Annotated in this window: 26 protein-coding genes and 1 CRISPR repeat array; of the genes, 23 read left to right on the forward strand and 3 right to left on the reverse strand. The window is 60.6% G+C overall.

Features of this window, described 5'->3' with window-relative positions; translation table 11 throughout:
• The first annotated feature begins 21 nt into the window (after positions 1 to 21).
• The 17 genes from IPK79_00735 to IPK79_00815 all read left to right on the forward strand — a co-directional run bounded on the left by IPK79_00735 (position 22) and on the right by IPK79_00815 (position 8953).
• A complete protein-coding gene (locus IPK79_00735; protein ID MBK8188960.1) occupies positions 22 to 465 on the forward strand; it encodes a hypothetical protein in 444 nt (147 codons plus the stop codon).
• Positions 466 to 540: 75 nt separating this feature from the next.
• Positions 541 to 1080: a hypothetical protein gene (locus tag IPK79_00740; GenBank protein MBK8188961.1), complete on the forward strand. Its 540-nt coding sequence runs from the start codon at positions 541 to 543 to the stop codon at positions 1078 to 1080.
• Between the two features lie 2 nt (positions 1081 to 1082).
• The gene (locus IPK79_00745; protein MBK8188962.1) at positions 1083 to 1724 is read left to right on the forward strand and encodes a hypothetical protein; all 642 of its coding nucleotides are present in this window, start codon (positions 1083 to 1085) and stop codon (positions 1722 to 1724) included.
• A gap of 4 nt (positions 1725 to 1728) precedes the next feature.
• Positions 1729 to 2109 carry a hypothetical protein gene (locus IPK79_00750; protein ID MBK8188963.1) on the forward strand — a complete coding sequence of 127 codons (381 nt, stop codon included), beginning with the start codon at positions 1729 to 1731 and terminating at the stop codon, positions 2107 to 2109.
• 2 nt (positions 2110 to 2111) lie between these two features.
• On the forward strand, positions 2112 to 2858 hold the full coding sequence (locus tag IPK79_00755) for a hypothetical protein (GenBank protein MBK8188964.1): 747 nt from the start codon (positions 2112 to 2114) through the stop codon (positions 2856 to 2858).
• Positions 2848 to 3357, forward strand: coding sequence for a hypothetical protein (locus tag IPK79_00760; GenBank protein MBK8188965.1), 510 nt, complete (start codon positions 2848 to 2850; stop codon positions 3355 to 3357). The genes IPK79_00755 and IPK79_00760 overlap by 11 nt, the downstream gene beginning before the upstream one ends.
• Positions 3338 to 3832 (forward strand): hypothetical protein, encoded by a 495-nt coding sequence (locus tag IPK79_00765; protein ID MBK8188966.1) that lies wholly within the window; start codon positions 3338 to 3340, stop codon positions 3830 to 3832. Before IPK79_00760 ends, IPK79_00765 begins: the two co-directional genes overlap by 20 nt.
• Positions 3829 to 4104 (forward strand): hypothetical protein, encoded by a 276-nt coding sequence (locus IPK79_00770; GenBank protein ID MBK8188967.1) that lies wholly within the window; start codon positions 3829 to 3831, stop codon positions 4102 to 4104. The genes IPK79_00765 and IPK79_00770 overlap by 4 nt, the downstream gene beginning before the upstream one ends.
• Positions 4101 to 4742, forward strand: a complete 642-nt coding sequence (locus tag IPK79_00775) for a helix-turn-helix transcriptional regulator (GenBank protein MBK8188968.1) — start codon at positions 4101 to 4103, stop codon at positions 4740 to 4742. Before IPK79_00770 ends, IPK79_00775 begins: the two co-directional genes overlap by 4 nt.
• On the forward strand, positions 4723 to 5295 hold the full coding sequence (locus IPK79_00780) for a hypothetical protein (protein MBK8188969.1): 573 nt from the start codon (positions 4723 to 4725) through the stop codon (positions 5293 to 5295). Before IPK79_00775 ends, IPK79_00780 begins: the two co-directional genes overlap by 20 nt.
• Positions 5292 to 5741: a hypothetical protein gene (locus tag IPK79_00785; protein ID MBK8188970.1), complete on the forward strand. Its 450-nt coding sequence runs from the start codon at positions 5292 to 5294 to the stop codon at positions 5739 to 5741. The genes IPK79_00780 and IPK79_00785 overlap by 4 nt, the downstream gene beginning before the upstream one ends.
• Before the next feature lie 47 nt (positions 5742 to 5788).
• Complete coding sequence (locus IPK79_00790; protein MBK8188971.1) at positions 5789 to 6292, forward strand: hypothetical protein; 504 nt, start codon at positions 5789 to 5791, stop codon at positions 6290 to 6292.
• Positions 6289 to 6732 carry a hypothetical protein gene (locus IPK79_00795; GenBank protein ID MBK8188972.1) on the forward strand — a complete coding sequence of 148 codons (444 nt, stop codon included), beginning with the start codon at positions 6289 to 6291 and terminating at the stop codon, positions 6730 to 6732. Before IPK79_00790 ends, IPK79_00795 begins: the two co-directional genes overlap by 4 nt.
• 18 nt (positions 6733 to 6750) lie before the next feature.
• Entirely contained in the window at positions 6751 to 7269 is a 519-nt protein-coding gene (locus IPK79_00800; GenBank protein ID MBK8188973.1) for a hypothetical protein, read from the forward strand.
• A 16-nt stretch (positions 7270 to 7285) separates the two neighbouring features.
• Positions 7286 to 8074, forward strand: coding sequence for a cadherin-like beta sandwich domain-containing protein (locus tag IPK79_00805; GenBank protein ID MBK8188974.1), 789 nt, complete (start codon positions 7286 to 7288; stop codon positions 8072 to 8074).
• 79 nt (positions 8075 to 8153) lie between these two features.
• Positions 8154 to 8744, forward strand: a complete 591-nt coding sequence (locus IPK79_00810) for a hypothetical protein (protein MBK8188975.1) — start codon at positions 8154 to 8156, stop codon at positions 8742 to 8744.
• 20 nt (positions 8745 to 8764) lie between these two features.
• A complete protein-coding gene (locus tag IPK79_00815; GenBank protein MBK8188976.1) occupies positions 8765 to 8953 on the forward strand; it encodes a hypothetical protein in 189 nt (62 codons plus the stop codon).
• Positions 8954 to 8978: 25 nt separating this feature from the next.
• On the opposite strand, the gene IPK79_00820 is transcribed toward IPK79_00815, so the two are convergent.
• The 3 genes from IPK79_00820 to IPK79_00830 form a co-directional block, all read right to left on the reverse strand.
• The gene (locus tag IPK79_00820; protein ID MBK8188977.1) at positions 8979 to 9209 is read right to left on the reverse strand and encodes a hypothetical protein; all 231 of its coding nucleotides are present in this window, start codon (positions 9207 to 9209) and stop codon (positions 8979 to 8981) included.
• Positions 9210 to 9347: 138 nt separating this feature from the next.
• Positions 9348 to 9748: direct repeats of the CRISPR family, unit length 22 nt; unit sequence ACGATGAATCGCCGCCTGCAAC.
• Between the two features lie 44 nt (positions 9749 to 9792).
• The gene (locus tag IPK79_00825; GenBank protein MBK8188978.1) at positions 9793 to 11166 is read right to left on the reverse strand and encodes a transposase; all 1374 of its coding nucleotides are present in this window, start codon (positions 11164 to 11166) and stop codon (positions 9793 to 9795) included.
• Positions 11167 to 11175: 9 nt separating this feature from the next.
• Positions 11176 to 11493 (reverse strand): hypothetical protein, encoded by a 318-nt coding sequence (locus IPK79_00830; GenBank protein MBK8188979.1) that lies wholly within the window; start codon positions 11491 to 11493, stop codon positions 11176 to 11178.
• A gap of 288 nt (positions 11494 to 11781) precedes the next feature.
• Between IPK79_00830 and IPK79_00835 the strand changes: the two genes are divergently transcribed.
• The 6 genes from IPK79_00835 to IPK79_00860 all read left to right on the forward strand — a co-directional run.
• On the forward strand, positions 11782 to 12138 hold the full coding sequence (locus IPK79_00835) for a hypothetical protein (GenBank protein ID MBK8188980.1): 357 nt from the start codon (positions 11782 to 11784) through the stop codon (positions 12136 to 12138).
• 208 nt (positions 12139 to 12346) lie between these two features.
• On the forward strand, positions 12347 to 17167 hold the full coding sequence (locus IPK79_00840; protein MBK8188981.1) for a hypothetical protein: 4821 nt from the start codon (positions 12347 to 12349) through the stop codon (positions 17165 to 17167).
• The gene (locus tag IPK79_00845) at positions 17164 to 17607 is read left to right on the forward strand and encodes a hypothetical protein (GenBank protein ID MBK8188982.1); all 444 of its coding nucleotides are present in this window, start codon (positions 17164 to 17166) and stop codon (positions 17605 to 17607) included. The genes IPK79_00840 and IPK79_00845 overlap by 4 nt, the downstream gene beginning before the upstream one ends.
• Positions 17608 to 17616: 9 nt before the next feature.
• On the forward strand, positions 17617 to 18009 hold the full coding sequence (locus IPK79_00850) for a hypothetical protein (GenBank protein ID MBK8188983.1): 393 nt from the start codon (positions 17617 to 17619) through the stop codon (positions 18007 to 18009).
• A 2-nt stretch (positions 18010 to 18011) separates the two neighbouring features.
• Positions 18012 to 19514: a hypothetical protein gene (locus tag IPK79_00855; protein MBK8188984.1), complete on the forward strand. Its 1503-nt coding sequence runs from the start codon at positions 18012 to 18014 to the stop codon at positions 19512 to 19514.
• A partial coding sequence (locus IPK79_00860; GenBank protein ID MBK8188985.1) for a hypothetical protein occupies positions 19505 to 20456 on the forward strand: 952 nt, incomplete at its 3' end. The genes IPK79_00855 and IPK79_00860, both read left to right, overlap by 10 nt.

Consider the following 20456-nt stretch of genomic DNA (forward strand, 5'->3'; position numbering starts at 1 on the left):
TATTCCTGGAGGAATAAGACCATGAGTGCAGGAAATCCTACGTTTCACGAGCGCAACCTGGTGGGCTACATCGCCCCCCAGTTGGTTGACGCCGGCAGCGTCAACAGTGGCTGGCTGGCGATTGGCGACGCACAGCGCGTGGTGGCGTTGATCGCCGTTGGCGCCACCGACACGACCGTCGATGCCAAGTTGCAGGCTGCCACCGATTCGAGCGGCACGGGCGCCGCCGACATTACGGACGCTGCGATCACGCAGGTGGGTGCGACCGGCGACAATCGCTTCGCAACCATCGATCTCGACACGAGCAAGTTGGCGGCCACCAGCAACACCCACGTGCGCCTGTTGGTGACGGCGGGCGATGGAACCAGCGGGGCGTATGTGGCGGCCTTCGTGCTGCGCAGCACGCGCCACGCGCCGCCCACGCAGCCGGCTGCCTACGCAGAGCAGGTCGTCGTCGCGGGCTAAGCGTCGATATAGCAACAAGGAACGGGCAGGTTGCGAGTTGCGGCCTGCCCGTTTCGGGATCGACAGGAGAAAGCTATGTTGGTGCAATCGTACTACAACCGCAACCGGGCGCGCGTGCCGCTTCAGGATCGGGTGGAACTCCAAAAAGCGACAGACGCAGCGGCAGCCGGCATCGAGGTCGAAGTGCTCACGGCTGGCATCTACAACGGGCCGAGCCACAAGGCGCTGCCACGCGCCGAGGTGGGTGATCTGATCCGCGTGGCTGGCGGCCCGTACCTGGAAGGGCTGGTCGCCAGCGGGCGATTGCGGCTGCCTGGGCAAGCCGACGAAGAACCCGTTGCGCCGGTGCTCACCTTTGGCACGGCGACCAGCAATACCGGTGATCTTTCACCGCTATTCGAGGCGGAAGCGCCGGCAAGCGGGCACGCTTTCCTGCTTGCCGCCGGCTTGACCGAACGCCAGGCTAAGCTGATTTTCGAGGCCGGCTTCACGAGCAAACTGGCGATTCAGCAGAGTGTGGCGGCGGCGGGTCTGGAAGGGCTGGTTGCCATCAAGGGGATTGGGCAGCAGACCGCACAGCAGGTTGCGGATTGGGCGAATGAGGAGGGCGAATAGTCATGGCCGATCTCGCAAAGCTCAAGCAGGCAATCGAAGCGGTCAAGGCGCAGCGTCCTGACCTGATTTGGAAGAACCTGAACGCGCCGGCGATTGCGGCGTTGCTGAACGCGCCGCGCGTCGTCGCCAACCCGGAAGCAGGACAGCCGACAGGCGAGCGCACGGTGCCAAAGCAAGTGCAGTTCGAGGATGTCGTCGCCTTGCTGCCGGCTGAGGTAATCGTCAGCATCTATCAGCAGTTGGGTAACTTCTTGCCGGATTTGAAGACGGTTATCGAGACGCAAGACCGTGACTTTATGACGGCCTTGATGTCGCTGGTCGTGCAGATGAAAGGCGTATCGGTAGCGACTGCGACTAAGTTCTACGACGCGTTGAACGTCGCCAATACCTTCGAGGAGTTGGTGTCAGTCGCCATCGACAAACAGGATCGCGTCTACCTGATGAAACTTCTTCAGATCGGGATTGCTGCACAGGTCATCACGCAGGAAACGCTCGATGAACTGGCGGCGCTGCTGAGTGCCACGGAGACGGTGACGGACGTAGCGCCTGACACGGTGCCGGCGCCATCGTACAGCGAAGAATATGATCTTGGCACGGTGACGGCAGATGACGTGCTTTTTGTGATTAGCGGATTAGCGGGGTGACGCAATGGCCGACGAACAAGAGACTATCCAGCCGGCAGCAGACATCTTCCCGGCATCAGGCGACGAGTGGTCAACCTTCTTCTACTACTTTGGCAACGATGCTGGCGTGGGCGTCAAGGAGCTTGTTCCATCGCCTGGCCCCTCGCGTCAGATTCAGTTGCGCGAGTTGACGATCTGTCGGACATCACAATCCATCAACAATTTACTCATCTTCTACGGTAACGACGCCGTGAAGTTTGTCCCGCTCGGTGAGGTGCCGATCTTCGAGCGGTTCGGGCAACATCCGCAGTATATCTCGGTGGGTGAAAACAAAGCGTTGAAGGTCAGCAATTCCACAGAAAACGTCTTCGTCGTGTACGGCGAGTTTCGGATTGCGAAGGCGTAACCATGTGGATACTGTTTGTCATGCTGCTTGGGTGGTTTCAGCCGGCGCAACAGACCGACTTCTGTTACGCGCTGGCAGAACCATACAAGCATTGGCCGTTGTATTTGGAAGTGACAGAGCAACTTGACACGTGTACCCACAACTGGTACACCGCCGACGTTTTCCTGGAAGATGAACGGCATACGCCGTCGATCTGGAATCACGTCTACCGTCCTTCGATTCCCGATTTGGTGCGTTTGGCTGAAACCTATCCAGGGCGTTACTGGCTGCTCTACAACGAGCCAGAACTGCCTGGGCAAGCCGACACGACGCCGAACGATGCTGCTATTCACGCCAGATACTGGATGGAAGCGATTGGCGAGAATGGCGAAACCGCTTGTTGCGGGGTGTCAATCGATGAGCGGTTGCCCTGGGACACGTGGCTGAATGCTTATCTTGACGCCGGCGGGCCGGTACCCGATCTATGGCATATTCACATCTACGCCGAAAACCCGGAAGTGTTTGATCGCCGGTGGGCACTCTGGCAGGCGTGGAACGCCGAGCACGGCAATCTGAAGACGATCATCAGTGAGGCCGGCTTTGGCGTCGAGATGTACGAGTATCTGCAAACCTGGCAGCACGAAAACGTGCCGCGCTTGTACTGGTTCGGTTTGGACAAGCCGATTCAGGTGCATGGTTTGTGTCCGGCCTGCACGCACCAACTATATGCGCCACTGCTTGGCGACTGGAGAAATGACAATGCGCCGTAAAGTCTTACTTGTATTTTTGATGTTGTCAATCGCCGGCGCGTTGGCGATTGGCGCGCGTGTGCTCCTGTGGGCGCCGGCGCCGGTTGCCGCCCAAGATGCGCCGATTTCGATAGCGAACCCGACGTATCCGTTGCTGCTTAACCGCTCCATGACGACCGGCACGCTCTATACGGCTTCGCCCAACTTTGCAGCAAACGGTCGCGATGCGTCTCTGACCGAGGGATACAGCAAGGGTGAGGTGTTTGTGACGATTGCGGGAATCGATGAAGGTGAAGCCGTGACAAGCACGGTTCAGTTTTCCGCTGATGGCGAGAATTGGTCTGATCTTGTCTACGACTACTGGAGCGGGTCGGAGATGCTGCAAGCAGTCGCACCGCGGTCTTTCACCGAAGATGGCACGCGTTACTCGCAGGTTACGCTGATGGGAGTGCGCTTGCGCACCAAGATCGAAGCAACCGGCCAGGTGACAGCAACCGTCTATGCCACGTATCGCAGGTAAACCTATGTCGATGCGTATTCTGATCTGTCTCCTGTTGCTGTTCGTTGCGGGCGGCGCCACCGTGCCGGCGTCGGCGCAAATCAACGACACTGCCGTCGCGCCGCGTATGCTCACCGTTTTTGACGGTATAGTCACAGGCGGAAATGCAATTTCGACAACGTACAGCGAAGTCGTGTTGACCAGGGAGTGGAACTACGCCGACATCTTCATCACGGTTTCGGATAGCGGTGACGCTTACGTGTGGGCAACGCCGCAGTTTTCCGCCGATGGCGTGAACTGGACGGACGGCGCTATGTACGGGCAATTCGAGACGGCGCCCAACGTGCGCGAGTGGTTGAATCCGAGCCACATGTTTTCGCGTGCAGGCGACGGTTCGACGCACTTGTCGCCTATACTTGCCGGCCGCTACATGCGCATCAAACTGGATTGGATGCTGTCGCCACACATCAACGCAAAGGTGATGTTCCGACAATGAGACGACAAGTGCGACCTGTGGTGGTGGCGTTGGTGCTGCTGCTGGCGTTGAGCGCCGGCTGGCGGATTGGCGTTGCGCCGGTCGTCGCGTTGGCGCCCACGTACACACTCGATTTGTTGGTGCGTGAGAACGCCGTGATTGCGTGTGGAGGCAACGCGCTGCGCATGGATCGTATCCCGGACAGGCCGCTGTCGGTGGCGATCTACTGCTACCAGGAACAATCTGGCGAGCAGAAACCGGCTGGAAAATTGCAATCGGTATTGATTCGATGAACACCCCTTATCTTGTCTGGACGCGAATGAAACCTGTAGTAGCGCCGCCGGCGCGCCAGCAAAGACTGCGCACGGCTGGCTTGACGGTGCGTGAGCGTGAGGTTGCACGGTACGTGGCAAGCGGGCTGAGCGATGAGGAGATTGCACAGTTGTTGGTCATCAACGTCGGCACGGTGTCTACGCACCTATACAACGCATCGCGCAAACTTAAGGCTGCCACGCGGTCGCAGTTGGGCATGTGGGCGCTTTGTGCAGGGCTGATTACGTCGGACGAAGTGCTTGCGTTTTGGCACGAGCATAGACCTGAAATCCTGGGGCCGGGAACCGTGACGCCGCTCGCCTGGATGAAGATGCGCGTTGCAAGTCTATCAAGCCGTGAGCGCGATGCCGTCAAATATGCGGCTTGTGGGCTGAAGAACGCCGAGATTGCGCAGGTAATGCGCATCAAAGCGCCTGGTGTGCGCTTTCTGTTGTACAGCGCGTTCGACCGGCTTGGCGTGGCGTCACGCTCTCAGTTGGCAGGGTTGACAATCCTTACCGACATGCTCACACACAGCGACGTGTTGGCTGTCTGGTGTAAGCACAAGCCGGAGATGTTCGGACACGACTGGAGCGACCATGTATTGCACAGCCAGTGATGTGAAGGCTTTCGCCCGTGATAGCGCACTGGACGATGCTGTCCTGGACTTGCTGCTTGACCCGATCAGCGAAGCGGTGGATCGGTGGTGCCGGCGCTCTTTTGGCACGACGATTGGGGCGGTTTCCTTCGATTATCAAGACGCCAAGCAGTTGCGCTTGGGGCGCGACCTGGTGAGCCTGACGCAGATCGACACCAATGCCGATCAGTCATTCTTGCCGGCGGCGGTTTTGCTGGAACCGCGTTCCGGCCCGCCCTATCAGTGGTTGACGCTCATCAACAGCAGCGATCAGTTTTCCTACAGCGACACGAAGACGAGCGCAATCACCGTCAACGGCACGTGGGGCTATAAAGCGACCGTACCCAGTGCAGTCAAGCTGGCGACGATCAAATGGGTGCTGGCTGAGTACAACAAGGCCGACGTGCAGGGCTTTGGCGCCATCGGCGCCGCCGGTATGAATGTCGGCATGGCTTTTGTGGAAAGCGCTGCGCCGCCAATGGAAGTGCAGGAACTCCTCAATGCCTACCGACGCCGGCGCGTGGAGGCATTGTGAGCAACGTCGTCATTGGGCGCAACCAGGGGCAAGCCGCCTACAACAAGGTATGGCGCATGATGGGAAGCCCTACGCTGTCGCTCATCTACCCGATGGCCGAGTGGACGCTGCCAACAGGCGTGAGCTACGACCGGCACTACGACCAGTTTGTCGATGCCGCCGGCACAGTGGTCGAAGTGGACTGGGCAGACCAGCCAACGCTGTCATCGCCCTTCCTGACGCAGCGCCACGCACGCGACGTGAAGCTGCAACTGCCGGGACAGAGCACGCAGCACGAAATGTCGGTCGTCCTGCCCTGGTCGAGCACGACACAAGATCGCGTAGACGGCGCCTGGGGCGTGCTCGTGGACGGAAATCTGTACCGGGTTGCGTCGTGGGAGTGCCAGCCGGCGGGCGTGGAAACGCCGGTCAGCATCGTCGTGCAGTTGCGGGAAGAAAATCGCTGATCATTCGGCGGATTCTTTTTGCCGTCGAATATGCCTGGAGGAATATCTTGGCGTTTCGAAATTACAAGACGTGGCGCGCCAACCTGGTGCGTGAGCAAAATCGTATCCAGCAGACCACACGGGCAGCAGTGCCGGCGGTGGGGCGCGGCGTGCGCGATTTGATGCGTGAGCGCATTCCGCCGGGCGCCACGCGTTCGCTTGGAATGCCCAACACGTTTCCGGGTTATGCCGCCACCGGTCACATGAAGACGACCATCGTCGCCGGCCCGGTCGAGGAGCGCGCAAAGGGCGTCTATGCCGTGCGCGTGGGGATAGCGAAAGGTGCGCGCAAGCTCGACTACATCAAGGCGCACGTTCACGAACGCGGCGCCCACATCTACCCGCGGCGCGCCAAGATGCTGCGCTTTGTCATCAACGGCGAGGTGATCTTCGCTCGCCACGTCTACATCCGTCCCAAGCGGTGGGCGTCGAGTGCGTGGGACGAAGCGATCTTGCTGGCGCCGCAGATGCTGCACGCACGCTTCATGGAGTTGTACGGGAGGTTCCGTTGAGTGATTTCAGTGTGTCCGAGGTGCTGGCCGCCTACATGCGGTTGCTGGAGCGCACACGCGCCAACGATGGCTTGGGCATCAGTGCGCTGCTTGGCTTCCCTGGCACGGGGCGCACGGAGCCGGCATTGCCGTGTGCGGCGCTGGTCTTTGCGACCGACGACTACACAGGCGCCGGGCAGCGGCCTACGCCGCGCTTGGGGCAAGTGCCGCCGTCCGGCACGGGCATCGTGGCGACGCTCTATCTGATTGCTCGCAACGAGCCGGAGCTTCTGGGGCTGATCGACGCGCTGCGCAACGTCAAGGCGCAGGTTGCGTCGGTGACGGCTGATTCTCAGGGTTTGGTCGTGCGCTACGGCCCGACTCAGCGCGTCGATCTGGCAACGCAGGATCGGGTGCTGGAATACGTCGTGGCGACTTCGCTTTCGTTTTCGGTACGCTAAGACCGGGAGGTTTTTAAAATGGCATCACCTACTACCCTGCCTACCCTGCAAGTGCAGGAAGGGCAACTCTACGTGTTACGCAAAGGGAGCGGCGGTAGCGCCGTCGTCATCGGGCAGGCTGTGCGCGTGCAGCCGCAGTCGAACGTGCCGACGCGCAAGATTCCGCGCCTGGGCGATACGAACAAGGCAACGTCGTATCAGCCCGCTGAGCACTCGGTCAGCATCGAAATCTATGCTGAGCGCGACCCGGCGCAGATGGCGCAGCTTCTGGGCGGCACTACCAAGCCCGCGTCAGGCGGGTGGGTCGGCACTGAGGAACTGCGCTTGAATCCGACGGTGACGGCGTTCGATCTGTTCGTGGACGTGTACGAGACCGCCACGGGCAGCGGCGACGTGCTGGCCGGCACGTGGACGCTCGACAACTTCAAGCCGTCGAGCTTGAGCGTGCCGGTGCAGGCCGACAACGTGGTCACGCACACCATCAACGGCGAAATCGATGATCTCTACTACACGCCGTCGGACGGCTACGGCGCCTAGCGCCTGGGAGGTTTGAATGGCATCACCTACTACCCTGCCTACCCTGCAAGTGCAGGAAGGGCAACTCTACGTGCTGCGCAAGGGGTCTGTCGTCATCGGGCAGGCTGTGCGCGTGCAGCCGCAGTCGAACGTGCCGACGCGCAAGATTCCGCGCCTGGGCGATACGAACAAGGCAACGTCGTACCAGCCCGCCGAGCACTCGGTCAGCATCGAAATCTACGCCGAGCGCGACCCGGCGCAGATGGCGCAGCTTCTGGGCGGCACTACCAAGCCCGCGTCGGGCGGGTGGGCCGGCACTGAGGAACTGCGTCTGAATCCGACCGTGACGGCGTTCGATCTGTTCGTGGACGTATACGAGACCGCCACGGGCAGCGGCGACGTGCTGGCCGGCACGTGGACACTCGACAATTTCAAGCCGTCGAGCTTGAGCGTGCCGGTACAGGCCGACAACGTGGTCACGCACACGATCAATGGCGAAATCGATGATCTCTACTACACGCCGTCTACTGGTTACGGCAACGCCGACCTGAGCGCCCTGGCGTTGAGCGCCGGCTCGATCTCGCCGGCCTTCGCGGTTGGCACGACGAGCTACACGCTGGCGGTCGCCAACGGTGTGACCAGTACGACGGTGACGCCGACAGCGGCCGGCAAGACGATCACGGTCAACGGTACGGCGGTCGCTTCGGGCAGCGCGTCCGGCTCGATTGCGCTGGCGGTGGGCGCCAACACGATCTCGGTGGTCGTCACGGTCTCGTCGGGTGCGACGAAGACCTACACCGTGACGGTGACACGCGCGGCGTCCTGATCTACGTAATGTTCCCATCTGAGTGCAGGCCGGCGGTCAACGGGGATCGTCTGTCTGCACTCGTTTTGCAGGAGACGGTATGTCCAGAGTAACGACCTACGATGTGAATCGAATCATCGCCGGCGAGAAGATCGAGATCACGGTCAAGTATCCTTTGGCCGACAAGCCGGAAGGTTTTCGCTGGTTCATCATGCAGCCGACCGACTGGTTGTACGACATGGGGCTGGCGGTGGGTGAGGCTGCCGAGGCCGAGGTGATGGCGTTGCCTGAGTTGGAGTCGATGCGCCAGATGGCGCCATCCAAACAGTGGTTGCACCAGCAGACGCTTTCACGCCAGCGCATTTCGGCGCACATCAAAGAGCTTGAGGCGCTGCCCAAGCGCACGCCGGAAGAAGACCTGGAGTTGGAGGTCAATCGCAGCCACTTGGAGCGGCTGATCGATCCTGCCAGCTACACGCGCGCCGACGAGATCGCCGCGCAGAATGCCAACCGTGCGCGTGATTTCTGGTTGCTGCCGCGCCTGATTGTGGACGATCAAAATGCGCTGTTGTTCGATCTTTCCACGCCGGAAGGCCAGCATCGCTGGCAAGCGATTGGGCGCAAGACGCGCCTGGAGTTGCGCGGTGTGTTGATGCAGGTGTTGTCGTTGGTGCTGCTCGCAAAAAACTGAGGGGCCGGCCTGAGTTCGAGTTGAAATTCAGGCTGGCCGACATCTATCAGTTTTCCAAGTCGTTTCCGGGCGGCATGTGGCAGATGACTGCCGCACAGCGGGCGCTGTTGACGGGCGGCAAGCGCAAGGCGGCGCGCCGGCTGTCGCTGGAGGAGATGATCGGGATGACGCAGCGCAATATCGATACTGAGACGCCGCCGAGCGAGTAGCGCGCCCGGCGGCGTTTTTGCGTGCTCACCGCGTTTCCTGCGCCAGCACGCCGGCCAACAGCAGCTTGTCGGGGTCTCTCCCCACCAGGTAGCCGGCCAGGAATGCCGCGTTGACGGCATCGCGCAATGCGCCGATAAACTCTGTGCCGGCGTCGGCGCTTTTGATGGCGTCGAGTTCGGGAAAACGCCGCGTGAGTTCATCCTCGAAGTCCACAAAGACTTGTTTGGTCGTCAGGGACTCGATAAACTCGAACATCGGGAATTCGATTGACGTGAACTGTCTGTGTAGCTGTACGTTCCGATAGCCTAGCATGTAACCTCCTCGTGAATAAAGACGAATCGCCGCCTGTAGCCCTCACCCCGACGCGCACGGGGAATCCTCTACGAGTGACCGCTTGCATTCATCGTGACGATGAATCGCCGCCTGCAACGTTGGCGGAAACGTTGCAGATCATCGGGCTGTACGCCTTGCATTCATCGCTACGATGAATCGCCGCCTGCAACGCAGCACATTGTTGCGGAGGCAGCGATTCAATACGACTTGCATTCATCGCTACGATGAATCGCCACCTGCAACTCCGGCATTCATCGTGTCCCGCCAGGAACAGCAAAACTTGCATTCATCGTGACGATGAATCGCCGCCTGCAACGCGCCTATCCAGCAAGCGGCAACGCTCGGCGGTTCCCCTGCATTCATCGCTACGATGAATCGCCGCCTGCAACAACCTGGCAGCCAGCATCAGCCCGAAAGTGCTGCTCTTGCATTCATCGCTACGATGAATCGCCGCCTGCAACCGCACCAGTCAGCGCACACGGATGCATTTCGCAAACCTGCGCGCTCACGTTGCATTGCAGACTGCGCTTCGCTCCGCGTGCCCCGCTTCTTTGAGTGTCATACTTCGCAGATCGAAGTGCATGACACTCAATTGGCGGTTTGCGGTGCGCTTTGCCGGTTCCTGCGCCTGCTCTCGCTCCGGTCGCAGTGACGGCGGGGTGGACAAGTCACCCCCTACGCCTATCTTTTCAGATTTGGCGATACCTGTTGCGCGCCTTAGCATATTGCGCGCGCCGTTGACATCAGCGTTGATCGCCAGCCCGCATTCAGCGCAGACGTACAGTCCACGCTCGACGCGATTGCTCTTGCGCACACAACCGCAGCCGGAACAGGTTTGCGACGTGTACGCCTCGGAAATCTCGATCACCTCTACGCCATGCTCCTCTCCTTTCCATCTCAACTGCTCGCGAATGCGTCCCTGCGTCCACGCGTGGAATTTCTGGTTGCCGGCGCTGCCAAAATCTTTGTCGGTGCGAATGCCGGTGAGCGCGCCGACCGCCAGCACGCCGACTCCACGCGCAACGCACTGGCGGATCACGTCGGTCGTGAACACATGCACTGCCAATGCGCGCGTGTTGGTCGCTTTGGCCTTGTACGTTTTCGACCGCCGCGACGCAGGCAGGCGCGCCTCCGTGCCGGTGTAGCCCGCCGGCTTGCACGCGGCGGCGCGTTTGTTGGCGAGACGCTGCACGTCGAGCAGGTGACGACCGACATAGAGAATATCGTCATGCTCGAATGCCAGTGCGCCCAGGTTGACGATGCCCAGGTCGAGCGCCGCCACGCCATCGCCGGCACGGGCAGCGGCGGGCTTCGTTGTGATGAGCGACACCTGGTAGCGCCCGCGCTTGAGCGTGGGCGTGACGCGAATCAGGTGAACATTCGCCATTTTGACGCCAGGACGCACATGCACGCGCACGACAACGTGCCGCTCGGCAATGGCGCCGCCGAGCACGGTCAATCGGTAGCGCCAGTCGCCAAGCGGTTTGGCGTTGCGTCCCACCTCGAAGGTCAGCGTGCGGTCTTCCTTGACCGCACGCGGCGGGCGGGCGTCGGGGTTGCGTTTCAGATTTGACCACCAGCTTTTCATGGCGATGTCGAAATCTGCAATCGTGTAGCTGGAACAGCGATCTGACAGGTCGCGGTAGGGGCCGAAATCAGCCATGATCTTCTGCACGGCGAATTTGCCCGGCCAGGTGCGCGTGGGCCGGCGGCGTTTGTATTGTTCCCAGGAGTCGCCGCGTCGCCAGCGTAGGCGTTCGTTGTAGCCGAACGTACACCACCAGAGTTCATTCCAGAGCCGGCGCGCGTTGTAGAAGCCGCGCTGGAGCGCGTCCTGGCCGCTCTCGATGCTGATGGATGCTGTGACTGCGCGCTGCATGGTTGGCTCCTACGCCGCACTCGGTGCGGGTTGGCCGACGATGAGATGAATGTTGCGCTTTAGGCGCGCTGTAATCGCGTAGTGCAGCATGTTCTCGAAGTAGGTCACGGCGTCGGCGCCGCAGCGCGTGTCGTCAACGAGATTAAGAAAATCGGCGGCGCTGCGAAAATCGCCGGAGCCGGCGCGGGTGGGCTGCTCACAGTCGGACGTGACGGTTGAGCAGGCGATACGCGCGAGTTCGTTTTCGAGAAATGCCGTGCGCCGGCGTGCGGCGAGATCGGATGGTTGCGCGGAATCTGCGTGAGGATGTAGACTGTTCATAGCCATGTTGAGCCTCCTGTGCTCGACCTGGTTAGCCTGACCGAAGTGCTACCAACACTTCGGTCAGGCGATTTTCTTTTGAACGACAAATGTCGGCGTCTATCCGCGTCCAGCCAAGACAGCAAACCGTAGAGTTTGCGGGATAGGCGCCGACATTTGCCGGCAAACAGATAACAAAAAACGGCTTGCTAGTTGGCTTGGCTGGACAACTACAAATAGGATAGCACCGATCAGGTTTCGTGTCAAGTGTAGACATCGGCGCGGTTGTTTGCTAAAATGAAAGACGAGGAGGCAATGATGAAAATTTCTTGGGTGACACTGATTCTGATCGCGCTCGTGCTGGCCGGCTGTGGCCGGCAACCAACCGACGATAGCAAAATCGTCAGGCTGGAGCCGGAGGACGCGTACACGCTGTTTGTTGATCAGTACGTTGAGCACATGAGGGAGATGGATTTTACTTTCATGTGCGAACCGTTTCGAGATGGCGTGGCGGTGCCAAAAGAGCGTGGCGACAACCGTGTATTCATTTTTGATTTCCAGTGTGACGCGACCTACGATGGCGGCAAGATGGTGACATCGTATCGAATCACATCTATTGCAACAGTCAAAGCGGATCACACGTGGTACATCCGCGAGATCAACATCGAGTAGCGCAATGTTCACGTTTTCCGACCAACAACTCGCCAGCACACCGCCGGGCTATATTTGGTTTCCTGCGATTCTGTTGCTGCTGATGCTGATTGCCGCGACGTGGCGGAATAGAACCTGATCGACTGACCGATTTTACAACTGAGTAGTTAGCGCCGAGTGCGCGGTTCCAAAACGGAACCGCGCACTTTTATTTTTCTGGAGTACTGGAATGCCCACATTCGAGCCGTTGGAAGGGGATGTTGTACTACGAGACCAAGCCACGCCGGCGCTGGAGGGCATCCTGGCGCGGGCAGACGCGGCCGCGGATCGCATGGATGCGTTCGGGCGCAGCGTCGATACCGTCAACGCCGCACTCCAGCGCATGGGCGGCGGCGCGGCGCAACTGAGCGCCAGCATCGCCAACCTGGATCGGCTCACAGCCGCGATGGAGAGCATCGACGCGGAGCGAATCAGCGCGTTTGGCGCGTCGGCGTCCTCGTTGGCAGAAACATTCCAGATCATCGGCCTCTACGCCGGCGACACCACCGCGTCGATGGATGGACTACAAGCCGCCATCGACGCCACCGCGCGCAAGGCCGAGGAAGCCGACCTGCGGCTGGCGTCACTCCAGGCGAAATTGGCGGTGCTGAAGCAAGTGGATGACGCCGGCGGCGGGGGCGGCATCGTGCAGCAGGCAAACATGGCGCCGCCGCAATTCACCGCCATGACGCAGAGCGCCGACGAGGCAGAGCGATTACAGGAAGCGGTCGAGCAGGTCGATGTCGCCAAGCTGAGCGCAGACGCGCCGGCGGTGGCCGACCTGGCGGCGAACATGAACGCGGTCACAGCCGACACGCAGCGCGCCGCCGTCGCCGCAGATGCGCTGGCCGGCGCTATCGAGGACGTGGGCGAATCCGGCAGCAAAATTCCCGACGAACTGCGATCCAAGCTCGACGCGCTGGATTCGCAACTGGACGCAGCCAAAGCCGGCGTCGAGGCGACGGAGACCAAATTCGCACAAAACAACCAGCCAGCCGGCGAGCAGCAATCGCAGCAGGATGCGATGGCGCGCACCGTCATCGGCACGCTCGTACAGCGTCAGGTCGCACAGTACGACCCGACCGGGGGGATGCTGAGCGGCGCGGCGGGCAACCTGGCAGCCAGCATCAGCCCGAAGGTCTTGCTCGGCGTCGGCGCGGCGGCAGGCGTGGCGGCGGCGGGCGTGGCCGCGGTCGTCATCGGCTTCAACAAAATGACGGAGGCGATGGAAGCCGCCGACCGCAAAGCGCGCACGTTCGACAAACTCAACCGGCAGTTTGGCGACACGGCGGCAGCTATCGATCTAGTCAAAGAGAAGATTGACGGCATCGCCAGCGAAGACCAAATCCTTGTCGCGTTCCAGGGCATCGACAAAACGTCGGTGCTGAACGACGTAGACACGCTGGCGACGATTGCGGAGATTGCAAAGGAGAACGCCTACGAGTTGGGCGTCTCATGGCAGGAGGCGATGCAGCAAATCACCAGCGCCATCCAGTCGGGCGATTTCTCCGCATTGGAAAAAATGGGGCTGGTCGAGAACGGCGAGCAGGCGTTGCAGAAATACGCCGCCAGCATCGGGAAACTGGTTCCACAACTAACCCAGTTCGAGCGCGAACACGCCGCTGCGAGCGCGGTTGCGGATGAGTTCACCGCCAGCCTGGGGGCTGTGACATCTCCATCCGAAGAACTGAACAACGCGTATGCGGCGATGAACGCTGCGCTAACCGACGCCAACGCGTCGTTTGCGGATTGGGTGGTTTCGCTGATCGACCCCAGTGCGCGGTCGGCTATCGAGTGGTGGGCCGGCGTGACGCGCGGCTTCACGGAGGGAGTAGCCGGCGCGTCAAATGCAATGTCGAATTGGGCCGAGGACAATCGAATCGACAACGATCCTGGCGTCAGCGACGACGACAAACGTATTTATAAATCATTACGAGATAAAGAATTTGAGGCGCTAAACAATTTCGAGAAGCTGCGGCAAACGGCGCCGGCCAACATCACGCTGGACGAATGGCTGGCGCAAAGCGACACAGCGCGCCAGGCGGCGGACGAATTGGCGCAAGCAGCAGAGCGCGTCGATGAGGCGCGAAAAATTCTTCAGGCCGGCGATACGCTCCAGGATCAACCACAGTTCGTCAATCCCGCGCTGAAACAGGATTTAGCGCGTGCCGAGGCCGAACTGCGCCAACTCGAAGCCGAGAAGGCGATCATGCGGGAACAGGCAAACGATCCAAGCGCGCTGGCTATGATGGGGAAATCGCAAGCTGACATCGAAAACGACATCATCTCGCAGGACGTGCGAATTGCCGAGAAAAAACAGGAGATTATCGACCTCCAGAACGAATATATTGCACGCGAAAACGCCGGTCAAACCAGCATCGAACAAACCGCCGCCGCCTACGCCACCGTCACGCCGGCGGTCATAGCGTTAGCGGACGCGCTGGAGCGACTGAACAAACTGCAAGACGCTCGACGCAGCATGGAAGCGTCCGGCGCCAACCTGCCGCGCGAGGCGTACACTGAGATTGACGCCAAAATCGAAGAAGCGCGTGAGGACGCACGCACCATCCTGCGTGACAACCCCAACGAGGATTTCTCGGCGGAAAACATTACGCGCGTGCAGGCGATGGACGACGTAGCGCGCACCAACGCGCTCATGGGCATTTCAGCGCCGGCACAAAGCCCGGCAGTGCAAGAGATATTCGACAACGTTGCCGCGACCGCGCCGGCGCAACCCATCAACGCGGTGACGCAATCGCTGGTCGAACTGACCAACGTCGCCGGCGTCGCCTTCGACAAACTGACCGGCCTGCCCGTCGCCTTCGACGCCACCAAACTCTCTGGCGAGCAACTCACGCAGATGGCCGTGACGCTGGCCGACTCGTTGCAGAAAATCGAATTCCAGTCGCTGAACCAGGGCTTGGCGATGGGCGCAAAACTGGCGCCGTCGATGGGCGTGCAGGACGCCTACGCCGTCGGACAGGATTTTATGGCTGAGCGCGCCGACCTATTCGACCGGCTCCAGGAGTCCATGCAGATCGACCCGGAGACCCTGATCCCGGCGCGCCCGCTCGACCCAAGCGTCGCCGGCGCATTTTCGAGCGCGTTGGAACAAAGCCAACAGGAAGTCGCCGGCGCGCTCACCGCCGAAGCCAACGCGCGCGAAGAACTGGAACGCGCCGTTGCCTCTGGCGACAACCTACGCCAAGAAGAAGCCGCGGCGACGCTGGAACTGGCGCAAGCCAAGCGCGAACTGGCCGAAGCCGCCAACGCCGTCACGAAGGCGACGCTAGACGAACAGATCGCCACCATCGAAGGCAACCAGGCGAAAATCGCCGCGGCAAGCACCGAACGGGAAGCAGCAATGGCGCGCTACGCCGATGCCGAGCGCGGCGTCGAGACCAGCGTGGACAACAGCGCGCAGATCGAAGCGCTGGTTGCCTGGAAGCGGGCGCTAGAGGATGTAGACAAAGCCATCGCCACGAACAACCAGATGTTGCTATCCTCTGCGACGGCGGCGGCGGAATCGGCGCAGGAACGCTATCTGATCACACTCGCCAACGACGAACTCGCCGCGTCCATGTCGGAACTGACGGCGGTTGGCAACATGCTGATCGACCCGATCACCAACATGCCGGTAGCGTTCAGTGCGATGGCGATTGGCGCCGGCCAAGCGGACGCCGTGATCCGCCAGTTGGCAGCCTCCATGCAGCAACTGGAATTTCAGGCGGTTAGCTCCTCGATAGCGATGGCGTCGCGGCTGGTGCCGTCGCTTGGCGTCGCCGGCGCGTATGACGTGGGGTTGGGCTTTGGACAGGAACAACAGGCGCTATCGCAGCAATTCCAAGCCGGCAACGAAGCGCGCATCGCACGCGGGCAGGCGCCTATCGACCAAAGTATCTACGAGCAATTCTATCAGCCGGCGTTGACGGCCAATCAGCAAGCACGCATCACTGACCAACTGTCGGAAATGGGTGGGGCAGCGGGCGGCGCCGTCGATGCACTCGACCGGGTGAAGGGCGCCATTGAGGGGTTGGCGGATGGCTTATTGCAAGACACGACGAAAGGATTGATTCCGCTTGACGAGATGCTGCCGCGTGAGGACGAGATCGATGAAAAAGCGCGTCGGATGGCGGATGTCGCGGTCAAAGGGTTTCAGTCGCCCTGGTTCGAGGGACTGAAGGACATGTTCCCGGAAGACGTGCTGGCAGAAGGGGAATCAGCCGTCAAGACCGCCGCTGCGCAGATGGTCAAGGATCATCAAGATGGCGTGACCATGATGTTTTACGACACCGAAAAAGCCGCCGAGCAGGTGTTGGAAAAAATCAAGGGGCAAGCCGAACGTCGAAAATTATCGACGGAAGTCTTTGAGCTAGTGCGCACCGATGCCGAAGCGCAAGGACTCACGATGGAGGACGTTGCCGGCTTTATGGGATTAGACATTGGCCCAATGGGCGGCGGGGGCGGCGGGCGTACATCGGCGGTGGAAGACACTAAGAGCTTCGAGGAGTTGCAAGAGGAACTCGATACGCAGATGGAAGAAGACGGCACGCCGCTTACCGAAGACGGCGCCGAACCTGCCCCGGTGGATGACGGCGAGGAAGGCGACGAAGCCAGCCCTGTGGCGCCGGAAGACCAGAAGGACAGCAACCAGGTCTTTCTACCGCTTGTCCAGCAGATGACGCCGGATGAAGAAGCGATGTCGGCGGCGGAAGAAGGGTCGGTGGCGCTGATCAACGCCGCCGGCGAAGCGATGGTAACGCAAGCCTCGACCGGCGACTATGGCGGGCGGGCGATGGATACGATCCTGGCGCAGTTGACCGCCGCGCAAAAGGATGTCGAGACCGGCGGGCAGAAAATGGCAGACTGGTTTGGGGAGAGCTTCAAGACGCGGTTGGAAACGGCAATCCCGGCCGGACTGTTGAATATCCTTGTCTCTGAGCTTGTGCCGTTGTTGGCGGCGGCCGCCTCGGCCAACGACGAGGGTGAAGGTGGGGGAGGTGAGGTTTGATCCTGGCCGGCTACACCATCCCCAACCCGACCGAGATGCAGCGCGACATGGGACGCGTGGCCGCCGCCAACCTGACCTATGGCGGGCTGCGCGTGCAATTGGTGACGCGCTACTACGCATCCGCCAACCCCAACCCAGGCACGACGACGCCGGCCTCTATCGGGCTAAACCGGATCGTGCTGACGTGGGCGAACCTGAGCGCCACCGAACTGACAGCATTGCAGAACGGCTTCGACGCAGCATCGATCAACTACGTGCTCTTGCAGTGCCCGACGATAGGCGTCGCCTACAACAACGTGGACGATCAGGCAATGGTAACGGTCGATCCAGCGGCGCCGACGTTGGGGATCAGTGCGGCGCAAGGCTACGCATCGAACGGCGAGGGGCCGCTGGTCTATGACGCACAGGCGACATTCCTGGTGCAGACCTTTTACGAGTAGGAGAAAAGTGTGGCGCTAGGCGATCCATTCCAGATGGCGGGGGTTGTGTTGCCGCGACCGCAGCGGTGGCAGCCGGCGCGCGTCCACAAGGCGACGCGCTATCGCGGCGTGGATGGCACCGTGATCATCGACCGGCGCGCCGGCGTGACGCAGGTTTATCAAGATGTCGTCGTGCAGTGGGAAGCGGCGCTGCCGGCGGAAGTTGCCGACATCGAAGACGCATGGACGGCGTTGGCGGAACTGGGCAGCGCGGCAATGGTCGATGTTGCGGGGCAGACGCACACCGCCTACTTCAACCCGGAAGCGCCGGCAATCTCCATTCGAGCGTACAGCGGGATGCGCGCCGACGATCCTTCGTTTCAGACGCTTTATCAAGTGACATTCTCTGTGAGGATTGAATAGCTTTGGCATACACGACGCCCGGTCTTGCGACCAGAGACATCGACATCCGGCTGCAAATCCAGTGGAACGGCGGCGACCCGCTGAACGACGCAACATGGACGGACGAGACGCCCTATTTCAGCGCGGCGTCTGGCAGCCTGTCGCTACTGCCTGGCTTCGAGCACTACGCCAACAACAAAGTGCAAAGCCAGAGTATGCAGGTCGTCTTGTCGAATCAAGGCTATCGGTTTAGCGCGCACGTAGCGGGATCGTTTGTGTCGGCATACGCCAGCACAGGCGGCATCTACCACAAGCGCGTGCGGATGCAGGTCAAAGAGAATGCGGGCGCCTGGCAAAACGTCTTCAGCGGCTTCGCCAAGAGCATCAGCGAAGACACCATGAAGAACACCGTCACGATCACCGTATTCGACGTGTCGGAAGCCATGCGCAGCAAGCACAGCACCCTGATGCTGCGCAACTACAAAGAGCACGAACTGCTGGCGCACTACATGACGCTGGCCGGCCTGACCGACGGTGTGGACTTCATCTCGCCGGCCTACAGCGCCGCCAATGCCACCCTGGACTATTCCTCGACCAAATTACCCTACAGTTGGCTCGACAACGAAGAAATCTGGCAGGAGCTTGGCGAGGTGGCGCAAGCCGGCAGCGGGCGCGTCTTCGTCAATCGCGATGGGCGCGTCTGTTTTTGGAAGATGTGGCGATGGGCTGGAGACGCCACGCCGGAAGTAATCCGCTTTGGGCAGTACAACGGCATTGCGCCCGTGTGGGACGACCGCAGCTTCTACGACGAAATCACCGTCGATTACGCCGAACGATCACCGGGTGAGCCGGAATCGGAAGTGTGGAAACTGGCGCGCGCCAAGATGCTCAACCCAGGCGCCACCGAAGAAATCGAGGCGCGCACCGACACGCCGGTTCTCCAGTACGACACGCCTGTCGCCAATGAAGACTACGCCATCATCTTTCTTGGCGGGAATGATGCAACCGGATCGGTTGTGCCTACCTACGAATGGGGAGCGCAGTTCACGACCATCACCATCACGAACCCGCTTTCCGTGCCGGTAGTTGTCGCCAAATTCACGCTCAAAGGCACGCCATTGGTGGGCGGCATCAGCGAGCAGCACAGCGAGACGATGGAAACGCCTTACACGGATCGCCGGCTCGACGTGCGCGGCAACCCCTACATCCAATCCAAATGGCAGGCAGAGTTGGCGGCGCAGATGTGGGCGTGGTGGTATCGCGAACCCAAGCCTATGTTCGAGATCGAAGGCGTGCGCGGATCGGCGGCGCGAAATTTGGGAGACCGGCTGATCGTGGAGACGCAGGGCGTCACGGTTGCCGGCCCGATTATCAAGATCATCTGGCGCATCGCCGTCACCAAAACAGGCGGCCTTGCTTACTCGGAAAACTACACGATCCTGGACGACAGCCGGCTGGCCGGCGTCAACAGCTACTTCATTGTGGGGGAAACCGTGCCGGTCTCAGGGAAGGTGTTATGGCACTAGGGTACTCGATGCCGGAATTTGCCGACGGCATTCCACTGTCGGCATTGGAACTGAACAAACTGAGCGCCGCGCAGCGGTACATCCAGGGATTACAGTTGCTCAACTACGCGCAGAAGGTGATCTATCGCAACGTGCCGGTGTATGTGCTGCATACGCATCGCTACCTACACTGGCGCGTCAGCAGCGCAATCGATTTGGATTTGCGGCTAAATGGCGTTCGTGTGATCGAGGGGGTAATTGGAAACGCAAGCGGCGTGCTCGACCTCAACACCGTTGCCGGTCTGACGATTGGCGCCGTCTATTCGTTGGTCTGGGTAGAAGGCGGCGAGGAAGAAAACGAAACCGGCACGGGCGTCTACTTCAAGGAATCACCCAATACAACGTTGGCGGTAGTCTATCCCAACACAACGCCGACGTTTGCCAATGGAGCGCCGGTGATGGCCGCCGACCTCAATAAGCTGGCCGGCAACATGCAGCACTTACTCGACTATCACGCCGCGCCGCCGAGCGGCGGTTTTGCACGGTCGATTTTCAATTTGGAAAAAGTCGCCAGCGACGAGCACGCAGCAAACAAAGAGTACTGGATGCAAAAGCTGTACCGGTACCTGTACGTGTACATCTACCACACCTACAGTGGATCGTCTGGCGAAAACCGAACTACGCGCGTGTACGTCAATGGCGAGCAGGTCTTCAACGCTGAGGCAGGCAGCGGGCGTCCCAACCCACTCTACTATGCGTTTGCGTTCGACCTACAAGGCAGCGACCACACGATCTACTTGCAGCCAAGCGCCGTGACGCCGACCATCACATCGCTAACGACGCCGATCACCGATCAGGCGTGGTACACGATTACCGTGCGCGGACGCGTGGGGAGTGGTAGCGACGTACAGGATCAGGTGTACGTCAACCTGCTTGGCGAAATGCCGGAGAAAGCGTATCTCT

It is taken from the genome of Vampirovibrionales bacterium, assembly GCA_016712355.1.
Taxonomy (GTDB): domain Bacteria; phylum Cyanobacteriota; class Vampirovibrionia; order Vampirovibrionales; family Vampirovibrionaceae; genus JADJRF01.

Coding starts and splice junctions, on each gene's coding strand:
- IPK79_00735 (MBK8188960.1), top strand. CDS start 22: ATGAGTGCAGGAAATCCTACGTTTCACGAGCGCAACCTGGTGGGCTAC.
- IPK79_00740 (MBK8188961.1), top strand. CDS start 541: ATGTTGGTGCAATCGTACTACAACCGCAACCGGGCGCGCGTGCCGCTT.
- IPK79_00745 (MBK8188962.1), top strand. CDS start 1,083: ATGGCCGATCTCGCAAAGCTCAAGCAGGCAATCGAAGCGGTCAAGGCG.
- IPK79_00750 (MBK8188963.1), top strand. CDS start 1,729: ATGGCCGACGAACAAGAGACTATCCAGCCGGCAGCAGACATCTTCCCG.
- IPK79_00755 (MBK8188964.1), top strand. CDS start 2,112: ATGTGGATACTGTTTGTCATGCTGCTTGGGTGGTTTCAGCCGGCGCAA.
- IPK79_00760 (MBK8188965.1), top strand. CDS start 2,848: ATGCGCCGTAAAGTCTTACTTGTATTTTTGATGTTGTCAATCGCCGGC.
- IPK79_00765 (MBK8188966.1), top strand. CDS start 3,338: ATGCCACGTATCGCAGGTAAACCTATGTCGATGCGTATTCTGATCTGT.
- IPK79_00770 (MBK8188967.1), top strand. CDS start 3,829: ATGAGACGACAAGTGCGACCTGTGGTGGTGGCGTTGGTGCTGCTGCTG.
- IPK79_00775 (MBK8188968.1), top strand. CDS start 4,101: ATGAACACCCCTTATCTTGTCTGGACGCGAATGAAACCTGTAGTAGCG.
- IPK79_00780 (MBK8188969.1), top strand. CDS start 4,723: ATGTATTGCACAGCCAGTGATGTGAAGGCTTTCGCCCGTGATAGCGCA.
- IPK79_00800 (MBK8188973.1), top strand. CDS start 6,751: ATGGCATCACCTACTACCCTGCCTACCCTGCAAGTGCAGGAAGGGCAA.
- IPK79_00805 (MBK8188974.1), top strand. CDS start 7,286: ATGGCATCACCTACTACCCTGCCTACCCTGCAAGTGCAGGAAGGGCAA.
- IPK79_00810 (MBK8188975.1), top strand. CDS start 8,154: ATGTCCAGAGTAACGACCTACGATGTGAATCGAATCATCGCCGGCGAG.
- IPK79_00820 (MBK8188977.1), bottom strand. CDS start 9,209: ATGTTCGAGTTTATCGAGTCCCTGACGACCAAACAAGTCTTTGTGGAC.
- IPK79_00825 (MBK8188978.1), bottom strand. CDS start 11,166: ATGCAGCGCGCAGTCACAGCATCCATCAGCATCGAGAGCGGCCAGGAC.
- IPK79_00830 (MBK8188979.1), bottom strand. CDS start 11,493: ATGGCTATGAACAGTCTACATCCTCACGCAGATTCCGCGCAACCATCC.
- IPK79_00835 (MBK8188980.1), top strand. CDS start 11,782: ATGATGAAAATTTCTTGGGTGACACTGATTCTGATCGCGCTCGTGCTG.
- IPK79_00840 (MBK8188981.1), top strand. CDS start 12,347: ATGCCCACATTCGAGCCGTTGGAAGGGGATGTTGTACTACGAGACCAA.